Genomic DNA, 19,039 nt, shown 5'->3' with positions numbered 1-19,039 from the left:
GATGAGCTTTTGCCAACGTGCTGCCATTCAAATTGTGGGTAGATGCTGATGCTTTGCCTAAAATTTTACGTGAAGTGATTCTACGTGCATCTGATCGTTATCAACTTGAGGTTGTTTTTGTTGCCAATCAAAATGTTGGGATTACGCCGTCACTGCGGATTAAATCCATTCAAGTGATGAGTGGCGCCGATAAGGCCGACCAAGAGATTGTAGATCGGATGCAAGAAAATGACATTGTCATTACACAGGACATACCTCTTGCAGCACAAGTGATTGAAAAGGGTGGGATTGCGATTCATCCACGTGGTGAAATCTATACCACAGCCAATGTGAAAGCGCGTCTGCATTTGCGAGATTTTATGGATACTTTACGTGGTGCAGGAGTTCAAACCGGTGGGCCACCTCCGATCTCAGAACGAGACAAGCGAGAGTTCTCAAGTTCACTGGATCAGACCATTTTAAAACAGAAACGTAAGACAGCTTCTTGAGTCGGTTATGCCATCACGTATTAACCTCATGCTTACTTATGGGCTATTAGTCTTTATTTGGGCAACTACACCTTTAGCGATTGTATGGAGCGTCTCCGACCTACATCCGATGTGGGCATTGGTGATCCGCTTTTTTATTGCCTTACCCTTGGCTGTCACCTTTGTTCTGCTTTTAAAGGTTGAGTTTCCGACGCATAAAACAGCTTGGTTGAGTTATAGTGCCGGAGCATTGAGTCTGATTGGTTCACAGATCTTTACCTATGCCGCAACGGCATATTTGAGTTCAGGTTTGATTGCCTTGATGTTTGGTTTGGCACCGATTATGGCGGGATTGATTGGGTGTTTTGGCTTTCAGCAAAAACTGGCGGGATTGCAGTGGTTGGGCATGGCAACGTCAATTGTGGGCTTAGCCATGATTTGCTTAAGTGGCAGTCAGCAACATGTGCAGCCGATTGGTATTATTTTAATGCTGATCAGTGTTTTTTCTTATTCATTGTCAATTTTTCTAGTGAAGAAGATTAATGCAGATTTGCCTGTCATGGCACAGGCAACGGGTTCAATTCTGGTTTCAACAATATTGGCAACCATGTTAATCCCGTGGATCTGGCAATATGTCCCAACACATTTCCCATCAGCCAAATCGTTATTGGCATTGGCTTATACGGTGATTATGGCATCGTTGATCGCCATGTTCTGCTACTTTAAATTGGTGCAAAATCTAAAAGCAACCACATTGTCATTAACAACGGTGATGACACCAATGTTGGCGATCTTGATCGGGGCATACCTGAATCACGAACAATTGTCTGCTCAGGTCTTTATTGGAGCGAGTATTATTCTATTTGGGCTACTCCTGTATTTCTTTAAAGATTTAAGAGCATATCGCCGTTTAAAAATCTAAAAAATGTGGGAATTAATTACTTTCCGTTTGTTGTGTTTGTTGAATACTGGCCGCTAATTTAGCGCGATCTTGTGGATTTAAAGTAATGAAATACGCGCCTATACGGAACTTGCCTTGTTCGTCTGCTGTGCTATGTGCCACTTGTGCTGTTGCCGCAATATGGAAGAAATTTTCTGGGTGGCTCAGGGTGATATGGATATATGTGCCTTCAATAATATCTTGCGAACTATAAAAACTTAAACCATTCTCCGAAAAATTTACTTGTTCAGGAACGGGCAATAAGGATTGCACGATATTGTCATAAAAAGAGCCTGTAATCAGATTCAATTTTTGGTTAAAAAGGGATAAGATGCGAGCAATTTGTTGATCTTTTTCATTTAATTGTTCTAATTCGTAGCGAAACGCATGATCAAATTGATCTAATTCTGCAAGTAGTAGAAAATAGCGTGGCAAAACGAAATGGGAATCATACGGGTCATTCAACGCAACATCATCTGGAATGATTTGATAGTTGATTCTCAACACAGCATCAATACGAGACATCACTCGACGTTCAGTGTTGTCGTCAACAAGATGATGTTGTGAATTTTCCATAATAAATCACCTCGGACTAGATGGTATGTTTAAGCCAATTTCGCTGTATATAGGGTTGAGATACACTCGTGCTCAGCGGAGTAATCATTTTATTTCTTTTGTCGCTTTAGTTTCCATGATCGGCTTGACGCTTGGTGTCGCTGTCCTCATTACAGTGCTATCTGTTATGAATGGTTTCGATCGTGAATTAAAAAATCGTGTCCTTGGAATGGTTCCACAAGCCACTGTTTCTTCTACTCAAATTCTAACAGATTGGCCTGAGCTTGTAAAAAAAGTTGAGAAGCATCCGCATGTCACTGGTGCTGCACCTTTTACTCAATTGCAAGGGATGTTAACTGGGCAAGGTCAAGTTGCAGGCATTATGGTGACGGGGATTGATCCTGAATATGAAAAGAAGGTTTCGATTATCCAGAACCACATGGTTTCAGGTGATTTAAATGCATTAAAAAAAGGCGAGTTTGGGATTGTCCTCGGCAAGGATATGACCGATGCACTCGGCCTTGGCTTAAATGACAGTGTGACTTTGGTGTTGCCTGAAGCGACACCGTCACCCGCAGGTGTGGTACCTCGTTTTAAACGTTTTAAAATCGTGGGGATTTTTAGTGTCGGTGCAGAAGTAGATTCAATGGTCGGTTATATCGCCTTGAATGATGCTTCTACTTTATTGCGTTTACCTGATGGTGCACAAGGTGTACGCCTTAAAGTGGATGATATTTTTGCTGCTCCCGAAGTAGTTAACCAGATTGTTAAACAATTACCTGATAATTTTTATGCAACAAGCTGGAAGGAAACGCATGGGAGTTTATTCAGCGCAGTAAAAATGGAAAAGAACCTAGTCGGTTTGCTGTTATTTCTGATTATTGTGGTGGCAGCATTTAATATCGTATCTTCATTGGTGATGGTGGTCACCGATAAAAAGGCGGATATCGCAATTCTGCGTACTTTAGGCGCCTCTCCAAGATTTATCACGTCTGTTTTTATTGTACAGGGCACCATCATTGGTGTTGTGGGTACTGTGATCGGGGTGATTTTAGGTAGCAGTTTTGCATTAACCATCAGCGATTTGGTGAGCTGGTTAAATCATACCTTTGGACTGAATTTATTTAGTGGTTATGTGATTGGCTATTTGCCTTCCTATTTACGCTGGCAAGATGTACTGATTGTTGTGACAGCATCTTTATCTATCAGTTTTTTAGCAACAATTTACCCCGCTATTCGTGCAGCGAAAACGCAACCAGCTGAGGCATTACGTTATGAGTAAGATCGTTCTAGAATCAAAAAATATCTTTAAGCATTTCGATGATGGCAAAAGTAAAGTTGAAGTGATCAAAGGCTTATCTCTTCAAGTCAATGCGGGCGAGTTTGTTTCAATTGTGGGTTCAAGTGGTTCAGGTAAAAGTACCTTATTGCATGTGTTAGGTGGCTTGGAGCAACCTTCACAAGGACAAGTATTTTTACAAGGCCAACGCTTTGATAATTTAGGCGAGGCGGAGCGTGGCTACAAGCGTAATCAATACCTTGGTTTCGTTTATCAGTTCCATCATTTACTCCCTGAATTTTCAGCTCTAGAAAATGTGGCTATGCCATTAATGTTGCGCAGAGAAAGCAACTTTAAGGACGTGAAAAAGCAGGCTGAATATTTACTGGATCGAGTAGGTCTATCCCATCGTATGGATCATAAACCAGGCGAATTGTCGGGTGGTGAACGCCAACGTGTGGCGTTGGCTCGTGCATTGGTGACCAAGCCCGCTGTGGTGTTGGCAGATGAACCAACAGGAAATCTGGATCGTAAAACAGCACTCAATATTTTTGAATTGCTCACCGATTTGAAAAAAGAGCTCAACATGGCGATGTTGATCGTGACCCATGATGAGCAATTGGCACAGTCAGCAGATTCAATTTTGCATATGCAAGATGGTATATGGGTGGGTGAGCATGTTTAAACCCATTTCATTTTATATTGGGCTGAAATATACACAAGCGAGAAAAAAAAGCCGTCTGGTGTCTTTTATTTCGTTGATGACCATGATTGGTCTCACTTTGGGTGTGGCGGTACTGATTACAGTTTTATCTGTGATTAATGGTTTTGACCGGGAATTAAAAAACCGTATTTTAGGCATTGTGCCACAAGCGACCATTGCCTCAACACAAATTATGACCAATTGGGATGGTCTGGCGAAAGATATCGCTAAACAGCCTCATGTTGTTGCAGTTGCGCCTTATACCCAGTTACAAGGGATGCTAACTGCACATGGTCAAGTGACTGGGATTTCGATCTCGGGGATTGAGCCAGCATATGAAAAACAAGTCTCTATTGTTCATGACTATATGAAAGCAGGCAGTCTAGATGCGCTGAAAAAAGGGAAATATGGAATCGTATTGGGACAAGATTTAGCAGATAGTTTGGGACTTAAACTTAACGATCCTGTGACCCTGGTTTTACCAGAGGCGACCAGTTCATCGGCAGGGGTTGTGCCGCGATTTAAACGTTTTGAAGTGGTTGGAATATTCAAAATCGGGACTCAAGTCGATTCGATGGTGGGATATATCGCACTCAATGATGCATCAACTTTATTACGCTTACCAGATGGTGCGCAGGGCATACGTTTAAAGCTGGATGATATTTTTGCCGCACCAGAAATTTCTGAGAGCATTATCAAAAAATTACCAAGTAATTTTTATGCTTCCAATTGGACATATACCCAAGGTAATTTATTTAGCGCCATTCAAATGGCAAAAAATATGGTGGGATTATTGCTTTTACTGATTATTATCGTGGCGACTTTTAATATCATTTCATCTTTGATGATGCTGGTCACGGATAAAAAGTCAGATATCGCAATCTTACGTACTTTAGGGGCGTCCCCCTTATTGATTACCCAAATTTTTATGGTGCAGGGTACGATTATTGGTGTGATTGGAACGGGTTTAGGGACTGTTTTAGGCATTATTTTATCTTTAAGCATTGGTAATATTGTGTCATGGATCAATACCACCTTTGGCTTGAATCTACTCGATGCGTATTTTGTGCATTATCTGCCTTCCTATTTACGCTGGCAAGATGTCTTACTTGTTGTGAGTGTCTCACTCCTGTTAAGCCTACTCGCTACAATTTATCCGGCATTACGTGCAGCTAAAGTTCAACCTGCGGAAGCATTACGTTATGAATAGTGCATAAATATTGAATTAGACCTCTTGTTAAAGCCCTGAAAACGGGCTTTAATTTTGTCTTTAGAAAAACTAAATCTAATTTTAAGAAATGTTGAAAATTGTTTTAATCAGCTGGATTGCTGGTATTGCCCTGATGGGACATGATTTTAGCTTTGCCGCACAAACTTGGTGGATTTGGCTAACATTAGCAGCCGTGATATTTGGTCTGGGTCTATATAAAAGAACGTTATATTCTGAATCTCTTGCCTATAGGTTGTTACTCTTATGTAGTGTCAGTTGGGCCTTGTTCTGTACAGGTTTTTATTATGCAGATTCAGCCTTGCAGCAACGGCTAAAACTCAAAGAAATTGAAGTGCAGCCTTTTGAAGCCATTATATATATCAAAAAGATTGACGAGTTAAGCGACGATGGGCAGAAACAAATCGCAGAAGTACTTAATCGGCACACACAGCCCGTTGATTGGGTACTTTATATAAAACAACAAAATAATCTAATTGTTCAGCAGCAAGAGTTGCAATTAGGTCATTATTATCGTCTATCTGGGAGGATAAAACCTGCACATAGCTATGCTGTCGCAGGTGCATTTGATCAGGAAAAATGGTTTTTACAACAAAATATCATGTCTGCTTATCAGGTCAGCGACATCCAGTCTTTAAGTCAGGATCAGATCTATCGTTTGGGCTACCACCAGCATCTTAAGCAACAACAGACCCTACAAGAAAAATTTTTGCTCAATGTTGAAATACTGCGCTTGTCATTCCGTGAAATGTTACAAGCGAGTACGCTACAGCACAAAGGGTTGTTATTGGCTTTGCTGACTGGTGACGAAAGCTTGTTATCAAATCGTTTAAAGCAACAATTCCAACAATTAGGTCTTTCACATTTATTGGCAATCTCTGGGCCACATGTCTTGGTTTTTGCGCTGATGCTGACTTGGGTATTAAAGTGCATGGTTCAGCGTTATGCGCCAAAATTATATTTATGGCAACCACGACAGGTGTTAGTACTGTTGCCTTTTGGATTCAGTGTACTGTTGTATGTGGCCTTTGTCGGTTTTGAAATTCCTGCATTGCGAACTTTATTAACCGTAATTATTGCCAGCATTTTTCTAAGGTTTAGACAGTCGATTCAACCATTTGCATTATTGATTTATAGCGCAAGTTTATTGCTGATCTTTGATCCATTCAGTATTTTGTCTGCTGCATTTTGGTTGTCCTATGGGGCGTGCTTTATTCTGCTGCGCATCTATCAAACGATTAGGGATGTACCTCAAGAACAAGTCATCACAACGACTCAAAAACTACTTCTAGCGGTGAAGCTTCTGATTGAGTCGCAATGGAAAATCTTCATTGCATTACTGCCTTTGGTACTTATTTTCTTTCAGCAGATTTCATGGCTTGTGCCGATCAGTAATTTGATTGCCATCCCATTGCTTAGTGGCGTAGTGGTGCCTTTAGGGATTATCGCAGCATGTATTTGGTTGTTGATTCCTACGCTTGGGCAACTACTATTTCAGTTGAGTGATGGATTACTGGCTATTTTGTTATGGCTACTCAATAGCCTACAGCGCATTTCACCTGAGTTATATGGTGTCAGTTACACTCCCTTGATGATGTTGGGTTTTATTATTGGTATCGTCATTCTATTTCTGCCAAGAGGCACAGTCCCCAAGATCTGGTCGCTGGTGTGCTTTTTACCGATTTTTCTTGGGATAAAAGTCCAATCAACGGTATTTACTATTCTTGATGTCGGACAGGGACAGGCCATATTTTTACAGCATCCAGAACTGAGTCTAATGATTGATACGGGTGGGTCATATGATGAAACTAGGTTTAGTTTGGGCGAGCGCGTCATCATTCCTTTTTTAAGGCAGCAAGGGATACGGGCATTGGATCATGTGATTTTGTCTCATCTGGATCAAGATCATAGCGGTGCATTTACAGCAATTCAAAATGCTTTTGCAATCACTCAAGTGCAGTCCAATGACCGCAATGAAAAAATGCCATTTAAAAATAATTTCTCATTGTGCCAACAAGGTCAGACTTGGTCATATTCAAATCTAAAAATAGAAATTTTATCACCCGATCAAGAGGGCTTGGCTGTTGCCACATACCAGCAAAATGAGCAGTCTTGTGTCGTTTATTTACAATTCCTGAATGCACAACCGTATCAAAATTTTCTGATTATGGGGGATGCGGGGTGGGAAACCGAATATAAGCTATTGCAGCACTATCCTGATTTAAAAGTAGATGTTCTAGTTTTAGGGCATCATGGCAGTAAGCATAGCTCTGCCTATGATTTTTTAGCGACATTAAACCCTAAATTAGCGATTGCCTCAGCTGGGTTCGATAATCGTTATGGCCATCCAAGCCAAGAATTACAAAGTCGTCTTCAATCCTTAAATATTCCTTTGCTGAATACAGCACAGTCAGGCAGTTTAAGTTTTATATTTAATAATGGTGTTACTGAATTAAAGCAACAAAGACAGCAATGGAAGTGGCTACAGCGAGAATAGTCTAAGCTTCTTTATTTTGCTGCGTTTGTTGACGAACTTCAGCCACTTTTAGCAACGCTTCAGTTTCATCAATATCGTAGATTTTTTTTAAAGCGGGATTAGCGCGAAAACGTTTGTAGCTCCAGTGATAATGTTCTGGATAACGTCGAATCAGTTGTTCTAAAGTTTGATGGATAATTAACGTGCCATCTTCGGCATTACCTTCATAGATTTGAGGATTGATCGGTTCGACATACATATCAAAGCCATCTTGATCATTTCTTTTTGTATAGATGAGGAGGGCCTTGGCCTTGGTTTTTTGAATCAGTTTGGCACTGAGGCTACTGGAGGCAAGCGGAATACCAAAATAGTTGATCATGTCCCCGCCGTGATCAGGGGTGTGGTCAGGTAAAATCGCTGTAGTTCCGCCTTGTTTCAAGGCCTTAAAAATCTGTCTGACGCCACTTTCATCGGTAGGAACTAAATGGGCTTGTTCACGACTACGTGCATCACGGACAAACTGGTCAGCATCGGGATTTTTAACTGGTTTATAGAGGATCGTCATTTGGGTGTATTGTGATAACCATGCGTTCATGACTTCCCATGTACCAAAATGAGGAACGACTAATACCAACCCTTTCTTTTCTGCAACAGCTTCATGGAAATAATGTTCACCCTGAATGCGATGGATGCTCTTGATATTTTTTTCATTTGTTGAACCCCAAATACTCAAAAACTCGAAATAAGAGGTCAGTTCGTTTTGTATTGCTTGTTTGGTGAGTTTTTGTCTTTGTTGTTGTTCCATTTCAGGAAAAGCAATTTGTATATTCAAGCTGATAATTTTTGAAAGCTTAGACAGCGGGAATGTATTGACTAAGGCTGCAACCAAGCGTGCAAAAAACCGTCCCAATTGGAGTGGCTGATGACTAACAAGCTTGATAAGACGATAACTTGAATTGTTTGATTTGGGCTGGGTCATGTATTCAAAATTAGAAAAATTACAAAGGAAAGTATAAAGCAAAAAATAATTATAAGTTAAGACAAGTTATTTAAACAGTTTTACTCAAATCCGCGTATATAATAAAGTCACTTTTTAAAATATATTGGATTGGAATCTTATGTCCGATTGGCCACCAAAACCACAAAATGAATCTACAAATAGTAATAATGTGACAGGCAAAGAATGGCAAATTTTAGAAAAAGCTGTTCTTGCTTCTGTGGAAGAACAACGTCGTAGCCGCCGTTGGAGCATCTTTTTTAAATGCTTGGGTTTTGCATATTTGCTGATTGTATTATTGGCAATGACCAAGAGCTGTACCTCGTCATCAGATAAAGCAACCACCAGTATCAGCAGCAATCACTTGGCTGTTGTTGATATTGTGGGAACCATCGATTCATCTGCTGGCCAGTCTACTGTGAATAGTGAGGATACCAACAAAGCATTAAAACGTGCATTTGAGGCGAGTGGAAGTAAGGCCATTGCTTTGAATATTAATTCACCTGGTGGTTCACCAGTACAGTCTGATGAAATTTGGCAAGAAATCCGTTACTTGAAAAAACAGCATCCAGATAAAAAAGTTTATGCGGTGATTGGTGATATGGGTGCATCAGGTGCATATTATATTGCCTCAGCAGCAGATGAAATCATTGTCAATCCATCTAGCTTAGTGGGTTCGATCGGTGTGATTATGCCGAATTATGGTTTGAGTGGATTGGCGCAGAAGTTAGGCATCGAAGACCGTACTCTGACTGCGGGTAGTAATAAAGATATTTTAAGTATGACCAAGCCACTTGATCCAGCACAGAAACAGCATGTGCAGTCGGTGCTTGATAATGTGCATACTCACTTTATCAATGCAGTGAAAGAAGGGCGTGGTAAACGTTTGAAGTCAAATGATCCAGCTATTTTCTCTGGATTGTTCTGGACAGGTGAACAGGCTGTTGCTTTAGGTGTTGCTGACCGTAGTGGTAGTTTGACGACATTGATGCGTGATCTGAAGATTGAGCAAAAAGTGGATTATACGGTACAACGTAATCCGTTAGAATCAATTCTAGGGCGTATGGGGGCACAGCTTGGTGCAGGCATTAGTAGTTCTCTTGCGGCACAGCTAGAAACTCAGCAAAACGCGAAAATACAATAATAGTTGATAGGCTTTGATCAAAGCGCTATGTTGATTTTAAGGAGGCTGTGTATACCACAGCCTTTTTTATGCTAAAAATAACTGGACAGTTATCCTTTTAATTTGCAATACATATGTAGAGCAGGATAATTGACCAATCAGTGAAAATAAAAGACAAGCTTATGAAACCTTTGATTCATTTTGCCCATGCTAATGGTGTTCCATCTAAAGTTTATCAAAAGCTGTTTGATCAATTAAAAGATCAATACGACATTATTTATGTTGCCGAGATAGGAAATGACAAGCGCTATCCAATTACCCATGGCTGGACACACTTGGTCGATCAGATTATTGATAGCATTGTACAGCAAGCGCAAGGGCGTAAAGTGATTGGCTTGGGACATTCCTTGGGTTCAGTTTTGACACTGATGGCTGCTTATCGTCGTCCAGAGTTGTTTTCACAAGTCATCATGCTTGATCCACCACTCATTATTGGTAAGGCCTCTTTTGTTTTTCATCTTGCTAAAATCTTTAAACCTAAATTAGTGGATAAAATCACCCCAGCTGGTTTGTCTGTGCGTCGTCGTGATCATTGGGAGTCGCGTGAGCAAGCAGCGGAGTTGCTAGGTTCGAGAGGTTTTTATCAGCACTTTGATCCAGATTGCTTTCAAGCTTATATCGACTATGCCCTGACCGATGATCCACAAAATGGTGGTGTCACATTGACTATTGCGAAAGAGGATGAAGTGGCAATGTTTAGGACTACGCCATCCATGTGGTGGTTACCGATGCCAAAACCTCCTGTACCTGTACATTTGGTTGTGGGGCAAGACAGTATTTTCTTAAAAGAAAAGTTTCCGCAAGTGGCGAAAAAGAAATTGGGTATTCCTTTTTCTGTTGTCGATGGTGGACATATGTTCCCATTAGAGCATCCGATGGAAACAGTAGAGAAAATTAAAAGTTTAGTGGTTTAAATCAATAAAAACGCATCCTAGGATGCGTTTTTGTTTTTTTTAGAATTGTGCAAACTGAATTGGCCGTTCTAAAGGTTTCTGATTGAAATAGGCTTGACCATTTTGCCAGGTCAGTTGACCTGTACAGAACCATTGTGCAACTTGAGGATAGATAAAATGCTCAAGTTCATGCACACGTTGCGCCAAGCTTGTTACCGAATCCTGCAAACCAACTTGAATTGCCGATTGCGCAATACTTTGTCCAGCATCTAGTTCGGCTGTGACAAAATGGACGGTACAACCATGCAAACGATCACCTGTATTTAATACACGTTGATGTGTATTCACACCTTTGTAGAAAGGCAGCAGAGAAGGATGGATATTTAACATTTTGCCTTGCCATTTGCTAACAAAACTTGGTGTTAAAATCCGCATAAAACCAGCAAGGATCACGAGGTCAACTTGCCATGCCAACAATTGCTGATGCATGGCGTCATCGAAGCTTTCGCGATTTGGATAATCTTTATGTGAAATAACAGCGGTCGCAATATTGGCATCTTTGGCACGTTGTAATGCATAAGCATCAGCTTTGTTGGATAAGACACCAATGATTTGCCCTGAAAGATTTGCATCGATCAGGGCCTGTAAGTTGCTACCGTTGCCAGAGACAAGGACAGCAATTCTCATTATGCAAAGATCACGCGAATTTTTTCGTCTGCGCCTTCAACTGATTCAGCATTTTCTTGGATATAACCAATTTTCCATGCTTTTTCGCCTTGAGCATTTAAGAGATCAATGGCTTTGTCCGCCTCGCTTGCATCAACTGCAATCACCATACCTACGCCACAGTTAAATGTGCGGTACATTTCAAAGCGTTCTACGTTGCCTTCACGTTGTAACAACTGGAATAATTCAGACCATTCCCAGCTTGATTCATCAATGACAGCTTGAGCACCATTTGGAAGTACACGTGGTAAGTTACCCGGTAAGCCACCGCCAGTGATATGTGCCATTGCATGAACATCAACTTGTTTGCAAAGTTCAAGTACTGGTTTTACATAGATGCGTGTTGGTTCCATTGCTACGTCGGCAAGTGGACGACCATCGACGATTTGAGTTAAGTCTACATTCTTAACATCTAAAATTTTACGCAATAATGAGTAACCATTTGAGTGTGCACCACTAGATGCTACACCAAGAAGTACGTCACCAGATTTCACTTTAGTTCCATCGATAATTTTGCTGTGCTCAACCACACCAACAGCAAAACCAGCAAGATCGTAATCTTCACCTTCATACATACCTGGCATTTCAGCAGTTTCACCACCGACCAATGCACAACCAGCAAGTTCGCAACCTTTACCAATACCTGTTACGACATCTGCTGCAACATCAACATTTAAATGACCAGTCGCATAGTAGTCGAGGAAGAATAATGGCTCAGCACCACAAACAAGTAAGTCGTTTACACACATTGCAACGAGATCTTGACCAATCGTGTCATGACGGTTGAGGTTTAGTGCTAAACGTAATTTAGTCCCTACACCATCTGTTCCTGATACTAAAACAGGTTCTTCATAACCTTTTGGAATTTTGCATAGGGCACCGAAACCACCAAGACCGCCCATTACTTCAGGACGAGTGGTGCGTTTAGCGACAGATTTGATACGATCGACCAATGCGTCTCCCGCTTCAATGTCGACGCCAGCATCTTTATAGCTTAAACCAGTATTTGGGGTAGAAGTTGAGTTGCTCATAGTGAAGTCTCCGCAGTGGCGGCAGATTATAACCTGAATATACGAAACTCTTATGTTATTTATGCTCGAAAATGCTATCTTTAATTAAAATTTTTTTCCATTTATAACGATTACACGAAAAAAGGCTAGATTTTATGCAAGATCAGGTACTACGTCGTATCTTTATCCTCGTTGGGCTCGCATTACTCCTTTGGGTGCTCTATCTATTAAAGCCCATTGTGATTCCTTTTGTAGGTGCTTTTTTCATTGCCTACTTGTTTAGCCCGCTTGTGGATGTTCTTGTCAAAATTAAATTGCCCCGTTGGCTCGCAATCAGCATCGTATTTATTGGTATTGGTGTGACTTTGACCATGGTTTTATGGTTCCTAGTACCATTGATTTGGAAGCAATTGATGTATGCGCGGGATAGTATTCCTGCGGGAATTCATTGGATTAATGCGACCTTCTTACCTTGGGTATCACATACTTTTAATGTGGTGCCGATGGAAATTGATACTGAGCAGATTACTAAAGCTTTTATGGATTATATCCAGACCAACTACAGTGCTGACAGTATTCAAACCATGGCATTAAGAGTTGCCCAATCTGGATTGAACTTTATTCAGTTGGGTGGTGTGGTGATTTTAATTCCCATTATCTCATTCTACTTTTTGCTTGATTGGGAAAGAATGCTGCAAAGCTTTAGACGTTTAATTCCACGTCCTTATGAAGCTTCCACGTTAACCATCGTTCGTGAATGTCATAGTGTATTAGGTGCTTTTGTCAAAGGCCAATTCCTTGTCATGCTTCTGTTAGGCATTGTTTATGCTGTTGGGCTACAACTGATTGGTCTTGAGGTTGGCTTGATTATTGGAATGATTGCTGGTTTAGCAAGCATTATTCCTTATTTAGGCTTTGGTGTCGGGATTATTGCTGCCGTAATCGCAACACTGTTTCAGTTTGGTTTGGACTGGACGCAGTTACTTCTAGTTGGTGTTGTGTTTATGATTGGACAGATGGTCGAAGGCTATATTCTTCAGCCATTCTTGTTGGGAGATAAAATTGGTTTATCTCCTGTAGCCGTTGTTTTTGCTGTATTGGCTGGTGCACAACTGGGTGGTTTTCTTGGAATGTTAATTGCCTTACCTGTGGCTGCTGTCATCGTTGTGCTGTTAAAACATGCCCGTGATAATTATGAAAAAAGCCGCTTATATGGATTACCAACAGAAGTTGTGTTGGTAGAAGGCGAAACTCAACATATAAATATTGAATCAGGTGATGTAGAGCTTGATATTCAAATTAAAAACTCTCAAGATACAGAGACTTCAAACTCGAATGACTTAAAGTAATTGAGGAACAAATTAAGTATATGCGTCAACTACAACTGGATATAGAACCTCAACTCGATGCTCGAATCAGTGATTTTTCGGGGCCGGGTTGGGGACCTGTGGTTGATGCGGTTCGACAGCTACATGCTGGGTTGGTGAACCGCTTTTATGTTTATGGCGGTGCTGGAACAGGTAAGAGCCATTTGCTTTCTGCGATCTGTGATTCATATTTAGAGTTAGGTCGACCTGCAATAAAAGTTTCATTATTAGAATTATTAGATGCACCGATTGAAGCAATCACGTCTTTAGAATTTTATGACTTAGTTGCATTAGATGATATTGATTCGATTAGTGGCGTTCCGCATTGGCAGAAAGCCGTTTTTCATTTAATGAATAATCATGAAGGGCAGTTGGTTTTTTCTTCTCGTGTTGCGCCAATTGAGCTAAAGCTTGAATTACCAGATTTACAGTCAAGGTTGACTCAGGCTGTCAGTGTAAAAGTGCCGAATGGCAGTTCCTATATTGATCGGCATGCTTTACTACAATCGGTTATGACCCGACGAGGTATTCATTTTGATCAACAGATCGTAGATTACTTGTTAAGCAATGGTCCGCATCAGGCATCAATTTTATTACAAACACTGGCTCAGCTGGAAAAAATGCTAAAGGGCGAAAAAACTAAGCTTTCAAATACAACACTTAAGCAGATTTATGCTTTGATTGATGAATATCGCCAATAGCATAAAATTTCTTGAGTAATTTCGAGAGCTATGACAAAGTACGCACAAAGGAATGTGGTTGCAAACACTAAGTTTGTAATACGAAGAAAAATGAAAAAATAGAAGGAGATTGGTATGCTCAAACGGACGCTTGCCTGCGCTTTATTTGCGATTACTGGACATGCATATTCTGCCGATATTCAAGTCACAACATTAGTTGATGAAGATAAGGATGATGGCGTTTGTTCATTACGAGAAGCCGTCGAGTTTTTAAATAAAAGAAGTCAAAAAGAATTTGAAAATGGTTACCACGGGTGTGGTAATAAAGATGCAACCAGTAATATCATTTTACAACGTGATCAGACTTATAATCTTAATTCAGCGTTAAATATCAAAGCAGCAACCACAATTCGAAGTGCAAATAGTGATGAATTTAATGACACTAAAAAAGGCTTAAATAACGCTACGATTAAAATGCTTGGCTCAGATCGTCTTTTGGTAATTGATGATGGTAGTGTTGAGAATGCTTTAATTTCTGTAAGCTTAGTAGAGTTAAATTTGCAAGGCGCTTCAGCTAAAATAAATGATGGTGGGCTAATTTTAAATCGCGAAGCTTTAACAATACAATATTCTCGTTTAGCGGGTGGATTGGCGAGTAAAGGTGGGGCAATTTATAATGCTGGTTTAATTTCTAATAATCAGCAAACAGCGAGTGCGGTGACGATTAATAATAGTATTTTGCAAAATAATAAAGCTGACCAAGGAGCTGTTATTTATACTGAGATGCCATTATACAACATTACACAATCTGTTATTCGTGATAATGAAGGCATGGCTGGTGAAACTGGTGCATTGTTTTATGTTCAAACTGGCTTCCAAGATCCAACAATTGGTTCAAATATCTTGAAAAGTGGTATTGCTGGGATTAAGAATAGTACAATTTTTCATAATAAAGGTGGCTATGTAGCAAATATTCGCGAAGGGATGTTTTTTAATAATGTAACGATGATCAAAAATGCTGCTGGATTATATTTACAATCTCCTAAATGGAAGTCAACAACGACTAGTAATGGTGAGACAACAACAACTGAGGCGGCAAGTTCTTATATTTCAAATAGTATTATTGTTGCGAATGGGAAAAATAATTGTAGTGCTGCTACAAATGATGAAACTGTCGTACAAAGTAATTTAACAGAAACTGAATGTGATCGGAATGCGAAAGATTCACTACCTAACTTCATGTTAGGAAATAATAAATTAATAGCTGGTGATGTAGATGAGAAGCAGACCTGTGATATTCCATCTGTAGAAGGCTTATTGTGTCCTTACTATACACCAAAAGATCAAATGTTAGGCTTTTTTAAACCCCGTTTATTGATGTCCTATAATAAACTATCTGATTCTTTGATTGTAAACAAAGGGCGAATTTATAGTGATGGCTCAACGTTTAGTTCAGCAAGTTGTGAGTCTGCTGATCAACGAGGAAAGAGCCGGAGTGGCTATGATGAGTTGTGTGATTTAGGGGCATTGGAGCTCATGGTAGATCGCAGTGATATTCAAATTGTAGGTCAGGATATTCTATACGGACAAGTTGCAAAGTTTAGTATTGCTAATAATTTACAGGATGGGGAGTTGTTAGATCCTGAATCTTGTAAACTTATTTTTAAAAGAGAAACAAATTCAAAAGGGCAACCATGGCAGTCAGGTTGTTTGGAAGTAGTCCAAACTCAGACACCATCAAAAGGTAAGTTAACCATTGATCAGGACGGCAATGTAACTTACGTACCAGATAGCGATTGGCATGGTGCTGACAAATTTAATCTTCGAATAATGACGACAACAACTCGCTTCAACGATGAATCTAATTATTATATTGATATTCCTGCTACCGTTGTACAAGATCCACCAAACAACTTCCAAAGCAAAACAGTTAATGTAAGTGGTGGAGCCTTTGGTGTAGGATCAATTTTTGTATTATTGGGTTTAATTAGATTGCGTCGTTTTAAATCATAATCAGGGATGATGAGATGAAAAATTATAAAAAAACATTATTGGCAACAATGGTCATGGCGACAATGCCATTACTTGCTGCAACGAGCAGTACACCGATTAAGGTTACAACGTTTGCTGATGAAGATAATGAAAATATGAATGCTTGTTCGCTACGAGAAGCTTTAGTAACTGCAGAAACCCGTAAATCTTATGGTGGATGTATTGTTACAGATACTCTATCAACAACACAAAAAGTTATTCAATTGGAGGCAGGTGTTTATAATCTGAAAAGAGAGTTAACACCTAATGTGAATGTCTCTATTTTAGGAGCAAATCCAGTAAATTGGCAGGAAAAGAATGTTTTAACAAATGATATTGTGAATCAATATCCTGCACAGACAGCATTAAAAACGACAATTAAAGCGGAAAACTCTCGTATTTTTAATACGACTTTGGGAGCAAAGAACTTATCTTTGAATAGTTTGATTTTGTCTGGCGGAAACACTGCAGAACGCGGTGGAGCAATTTATGCTGGGGCGAATTTATTATTACAGAATGCACAGATATTAGGCTCAAAAGCAAAAGAAGGTGGCGCAATTTTCTTGGCTGGACCTTCCGCATCATTGACATTAACCAATAGTTTGATTCAAGGAAACCAAGCAGAAATTGGTAGTGTACTATCAATGAGTTGTAAGAATGATTTAGGTTATTCTAAACGCGAGATAAATATTACAGCGAACAGTCTTATTGGTAACGGTTCTGATGGCTCAAGAAGTATGCTGGAGTTCTGTGGAGAGCCTGATGTTACTATGAGTGCAAATACCATTGCTAAGAATAGTGCCAATATGGCTATCGGTAATTTAATTAAGTTTTCTGGTGATACTAGAGCGGGTACTGAGTCTAATATTGATTCAAGTATTTTAAGTAATTTAAGTAGTCTGATATTAACTAGCAATACAATTGTTGAAAATCAATCATTTACCACTTTTTTGTATGATAAAATAGGCACTAAAAGATTAAATTTTAATATTCTTGCATATAATGGTGATAATAATTCTTATGCTTGTCGTTATTTGTTAGGTGATGCAGAAAAGCAGGAAAAGGTTAAGTTAACTATCCAAAATAATGCTATTTCGCGAACAGGTAGTAATAAATGTGATTTACCTGAGGAGTCATTAAAGGAAAATACTACTAATATTGATGTGGGAGGGGTTTCTTTTAGTACTTTATTAGGTCCGCTTCAGGCCCCATCAGCATATACAGTTTTTTTACCAATATATTATCCTAAAGATAATCGCACAAAGACAGATTTAGTAGATATAGACAAAACAGGGTGTACTTCTACAGATCAGCGTGGTTTGGCTAGAATTACAGATGGAACGCTCTATTACGATCCTGATGCGCGCAATAGCTGTGATATTGGCTCTATAGAGTTAATGAAATTTACAGCGGGTGACATAGAAGATTTGACTAACACTTCTCTTAGTAAATTGATTTCAGGTTATCAAGCACAATATGATTTCTTTAATGATCTAGTAAAAAATCCTAATGATCCTGATTTTTTAACTTACTATCAATCTCGTTTAGCCCAATATAAGAGGTTGTTGGATGGGACTAAAGGAAATTTAAAGTATCGTGCTATTTATGTTGATCTAAGCAACTATAAATTACCATTACCAGAAGAAATAGAGCAAGCTGATGGATCTCATATATTAAAGTTCTTTAATCAAGATGATTATATTATTAAGGTGGAGGCTTTGGGAACTGGACAAATTAGTGATTCAGTGGAGAATATTCAACAAGATGAAGGTCTAGTATGTAATTGGAATTCAGATCTGCAACAGATCCTTATTTATCGCAAAGATGATGAGATTACACAGGCGGGTGATAAAAACTTCTGTAAATACACAATTACTTCTAAAGTGAATTCTAATGTTACGTCATCGGGTTTATTGAAAGCAGCTTTTGCAAATATTGCACCAGTTGCAGCAGATACATCCTTGACTTTTAAATATAAAGAAAAGCAAAAACTCAGCCTGAATTTATTAAACTTTGCCAATGACAATGGTGATATGGGTGAAGGTGGTGCTGGACCAGAAAAGAATCCAAATAAATCTCAGTTTTGGAAAAATGAAGAAGGGGTTGAGTTACCAATTCGTTTGACGAATGTTCCGACCAAAGATTTAAGTATTACCGCTGATCGTAAAGGTGCTTGCCCTGCGCCAGATGAAAAAGAGACTTGCTACGGTGGGAATATTTACGTTCAGGAAGTCAATGCATTTAACCCATTTAACTTCTCATTTAACTATCAAGTTTATGATGCTGATGGTATATCATCAAATTCAGCGACTGTGCGAACCATTAGTACAGCTACCACGACTGATGATACTCGTTCTGCGAGCAGTGGCGGGGGGAGCATGAGTTTCTATGCAGTATTTGGTTTATTGGGGCTATTGGCCTATCGCCGCTTTAAAAATAAGTAGACTAAAGGTAAAAATAGCGCCTAAATAGGCGCTATTTTTTTATTCTTATAAATTTAAAAC

Annotated in this window: 16 protein-coding genes; 12 read left to right on the top strand and 4 right to left on the bottom strand. The window is 39.5% G+C overall.

Features of this window, described 5'->3' with window-relative positions; all coding sequences use genetic code 11:
* Positions 1-17: 17 nt before the first annotated feature.
* Both F902_RS15760 and F902_RS15755 read left to right on the top strand, forming a co-directional pair.
* Positions 18-488: a YaiI/YqxD family protein gene (locus F902_RS15760; protein WP_005204929.1), complete on the top strand. Its 471-nt coding sequence runs from the start codon at positions 18-20 to the stop codon at positions 486-488.
* A 7-nt stretch (positions 489-495) separates the two neighbouring features.
* Complete coding sequence (locus tag F902_RS15755) at positions 496-1,389, top strand: DMT family transporter (protein WP_005204927.1); 894 nt, start codon at positions 496-498, stop codon at positions 1,387-1,389.
* Between the two features lie 12 nt (positions 1,390-1,401).
* On the opposite strand, the gene F902_RS15750 is transcribed toward F902_RS15755, so the two are convergent.
* Positions 1,402-1,983, bottom strand: a complete 582-nt coding sequence (locus tag F902_RS15750; RefSeq protein WP_005204919.1) for a PilZ domain-containing protein — start codon at positions 1,981-1,983, stop codon at positions 1,402-1,404.
* Between the two features lie 25 nt (positions 1,984-2,008).
* Here F902_RS15750 and F902_RS15745 point away from each other — a divergent pair, with 25 nt between their 5' ends.
* From F902_RS15745 to F902_RS15730, 4 genes are all read left to right on the top strand, one after another.
* Positions 2,009-3,244 (top strand): lipoprotein-releasing ABC transporter permease subunit, encoded by a 1,236-nt coding sequence (locus F902_RS15745; RefSeq protein WP_004805624.1) that lies wholly within the window; start codon positions 2,009-2,011, stop codon positions 3,242-3,244.
* Complete coding sequence (lolD, locus tag F902_RS15740; RefSeq protein ID WP_004654642.1) at positions 3,237-3,926, top strand: lipoprotein-releasing ABC transporter ATP-binding protein LolD; 690 nt, start codon at positions 3,237-3,239, stop codon at positions 3,924-3,926. The genes F902_RS15745 and lolD overlap by 8 nt, the downstream gene beginning before the upstream one ends.
* A complete protein-coding gene (locus tag F902_RS15735) occupies positions 3,919-5,154 on the top strand; it encodes a lipoprotein-releasing ABC transporter permease subunit (RefSeq protein WP_005204917.1) in 1,236 nt (411 codons plus the stop codon). The genes lolD and F902_RS15735 overlap by 8 nt, the downstream gene beginning before the upstream one ends.
* An 88-nt stretch (positions 5,155-5,242) precedes the next feature.
* A complete protein-coding gene (locus tag F902_RS15730; RefSeq protein ID WP_005204915.1) occupies positions 5,243-7,669 on the top strand; it encodes a DNA internalization-related competence protein ComEC/Rec2 in 2,427 nt (808 codons plus the stop codon).
* Position 7,670: 1 nt separating this feature from the next.
* On the opposite strand, the gene F902_RS15725 is transcribed toward F902_RS15730, so the two are convergent.
* Positions 7,671-8,627 (bottom strand): lysophospholipid acyltransferase family protein, encoded by a 957-nt coding sequence (locus F902_RS15725; protein ID WP_005204913.1) that lies wholly within the window; start codon positions 8,625-8,627, stop codon positions 7,671-7,673.
* A gap of 139 nt (positions 8,628-8,766) precedes the next feature.
* On the opposite strand from F902_RS15725, the gene sppA reads away from it, so the two are divergent.
* Positions 8,767-9,789 (top strand): signal peptide peptidase SppA, encoded by a 1,023-nt coding sequence (gene sppA / locus F902_RS15720; RefSeq protein WP_005204911.1) that lies wholly within the window; start codon positions 8,767-8,769, stop codon positions 9,787-9,789.
* 161 nt (positions 9,790-9,950) lie between these two features.
* Positions 9,951-10,742: an alpha/beta fold hydrolase gene (locus tag F902_RS15715; RefSeq protein WP_005204909.1), complete on the top strand. Its 792-nt coding sequence runs from the start codon at positions 9,951-9,953 to the stop codon at positions 10,740-10,742.
* Positions 10,743-10,781: 39 nt separating this feature from the next.
* Here F902_RS15715 and purN read toward each other — a convergent pair whose 3' ends face one another.
* Together purN and purM are read right to left on the bottom strand one after the other, a co-directional pair.
* Positions 10,782-11,411 (bottom strand): phosphoribosylglycinamide formyltransferase, encoded by a 630-nt coding sequence (purN, locus tag F902_RS15710; protein ID WP_171061089.1) that lies wholly within the window; start codon positions 11,409-11,411, stop codon positions 10,782-10,784.
* Complete coding sequence (purM, locus tag F902_RS15705; RefSeq protein ID WP_004805639.1) at positions 11,408-12,478, bottom strand: phosphoribosylformylglycinamidine cyclo-ligase; 1,071 nt, start codon at positions 12,476-12,478, stop codon at positions 11,408-11,410. Before purM ends, purN begins: the two co-directional genes overlap by 4 nt.
* A gap of 134 nt (positions 12,479-12,612) precedes the next feature.
* Here purM and cxpE point away from each other — a divergent pair, with 134 nt between their 5' ends.
* From cxpE to F902_RS15685, 4 genes are all read left to right on the top strand, one after another.
* Entirely contained in the window at positions 12,613-13,806 is a 1,194-nt protein-coding gene (gene cxpE / locus F902_RS15700) for a chloramphenicol efflux transporter CxpE (RefSeq protein ID WP_005204905.1), read from the top strand.
* Between the two features lie 20 nt (positions 13,807-13,826).
* On the top strand, positions 13,827-14,525 hold the full coding sequence (locus F902_RS15695) for a DnaA ATPase domain-containing protein (RefSeq protein ID WP_005204903.1): 699 nt from the start codon (positions 13,827-13,829) through the stop codon (positions 14,523-14,525).
* A gap of 114 nt (positions 14,526-14,639) precedes the next feature.
* Positions 14,640-16,517 carry a rhombotarget A gene (gene rbtA / locus F902_RS15690; RefSeq protein ID WP_005204901.1) on the top strand — a complete coding sequence of 626 codons (1,878 nt, stop codon included), beginning with the start codon at positions 14,640-14,642 and terminating at the stop codon, positions 16,515-16,517.
* 14 nt (positions 16,518-16,531) lie between these two features.
* Positions 16,532-18,979, top strand: coding sequence for a CSLREA domain-containing protein (locus F902_RS15685; protein WP_005204899.1), 2,448 nt, complete (start codon positions 16,532-16,534; stop codon positions 18,977-18,979).
* Positions 18,980-19,039: the final 60 nt, after the last annotated feature.

This window comes from Acinetobacter higginsii, assembly GCF_000369525.1.
In the GTDB taxonomy this organism is placed as follows: domain Bacteria; phylum Pseudomonadota; class Gammaproteobacteria; order Pseudomonadales; family Moraxellaceae; genus Acinetobacter; species Acinetobacter higginsii.
The sequence above is the reverse complement of the archived record's forward strand: the minus strand, read 5'-3'. Positions and strand labels throughout refer to the sequence as shown.

Bases quoted from the DNA above. Each gene is read 5' to 3' on its own strand.
- F902_RS15755 (WP_005204927.1), top strand. From the start codon at position 496: ATGCCATCACGTATTAACCTCATGCTTACTTATGGGCTATTAGTCTTT.
- F902_RS15750 (WP_005204919.1), bottom strand. From the start codon at position 1,983: ATGGAAAATTCACAACATCATCTTGTTGACGACAACACTGAACGTCGA.
- F902_RS15745 (WP_004805624.1), top strand. From the start codon at position 2,009: ATGTTTAAGCCAATTTCGCTGTATATAGGGTTGAGATACACTCGTGCT.
- lolD (WP_004654642.1), top strand. From the start codon at position 3,237: ATGAGTAAGATCGTTCTAGAATCAAAAAATATCTTTAAGCATTTCGAT.
- F902_RS15735 (WP_005204917.1), top strand. From the start codon at position 3,919: ATGTTTAAACCCATTTCATTTTATATTGGGCTGAAATATACACAAGCG.
- F902_RS15730 (WP_005204915.1), top strand. From the start codon at position 5,243: ATGTTGAAAATTGTTTTAATCAGCTGGATTGCTGGTATTGCCCTGATG.
- F902_RS15725 (WP_005204913.1), bottom strand. From the start codon at position 8,627: ATGACCCAGCCCAAATCAAACAATTCAAGTTATCGTCTTATCAAGCTT.
- sppA (WP_005204911.1), top strand. From the start codon at position 8,767: ATGTCCGATTGGCCACCAAAACCACAAAATGAATCTACAAATAGTAAT.
- F902_RS15715 (WP_005204909.1), top strand. From the start codon at position 9,951: ATGAAACCTTTGATTCATTTTGCCCATGCTAATGGTGTTCCATCTAAA.
- purM (WP_004805639.1), bottom strand. From the start codon at position 12,478: ATGAGCAACTCAACTTCTACCCCAAATACTGGTTTAAGCTATAAAGAT.
- cxpE (WP_005204905.1), top strand. From the start codon at position 12,613: ATGCAAGATCAGGTACTACGTCGTATCTTTATCCTCGTTGGGCTCGCA.
- F902_RS15695 (WP_005204903.1), top strand. From the start codon at position 13,827: ATGCGTCAACTACAACTGGATATAGAACCTCAACTCGATGCTCGAATC.
- rbtA (WP_005204901.1), top strand. From the start codon at position 14,640: ATGCTCAAACGGACGCTTGCCTGCGCTTTATTTGCGATTACTGGACAT.
- F902_RS15685 (WP_005204899.1), top strand. From the start codon at position 16,532: ATGAAAAATTATAAAAAAACATTATTGGCAACAATGGTCATGGCGACA.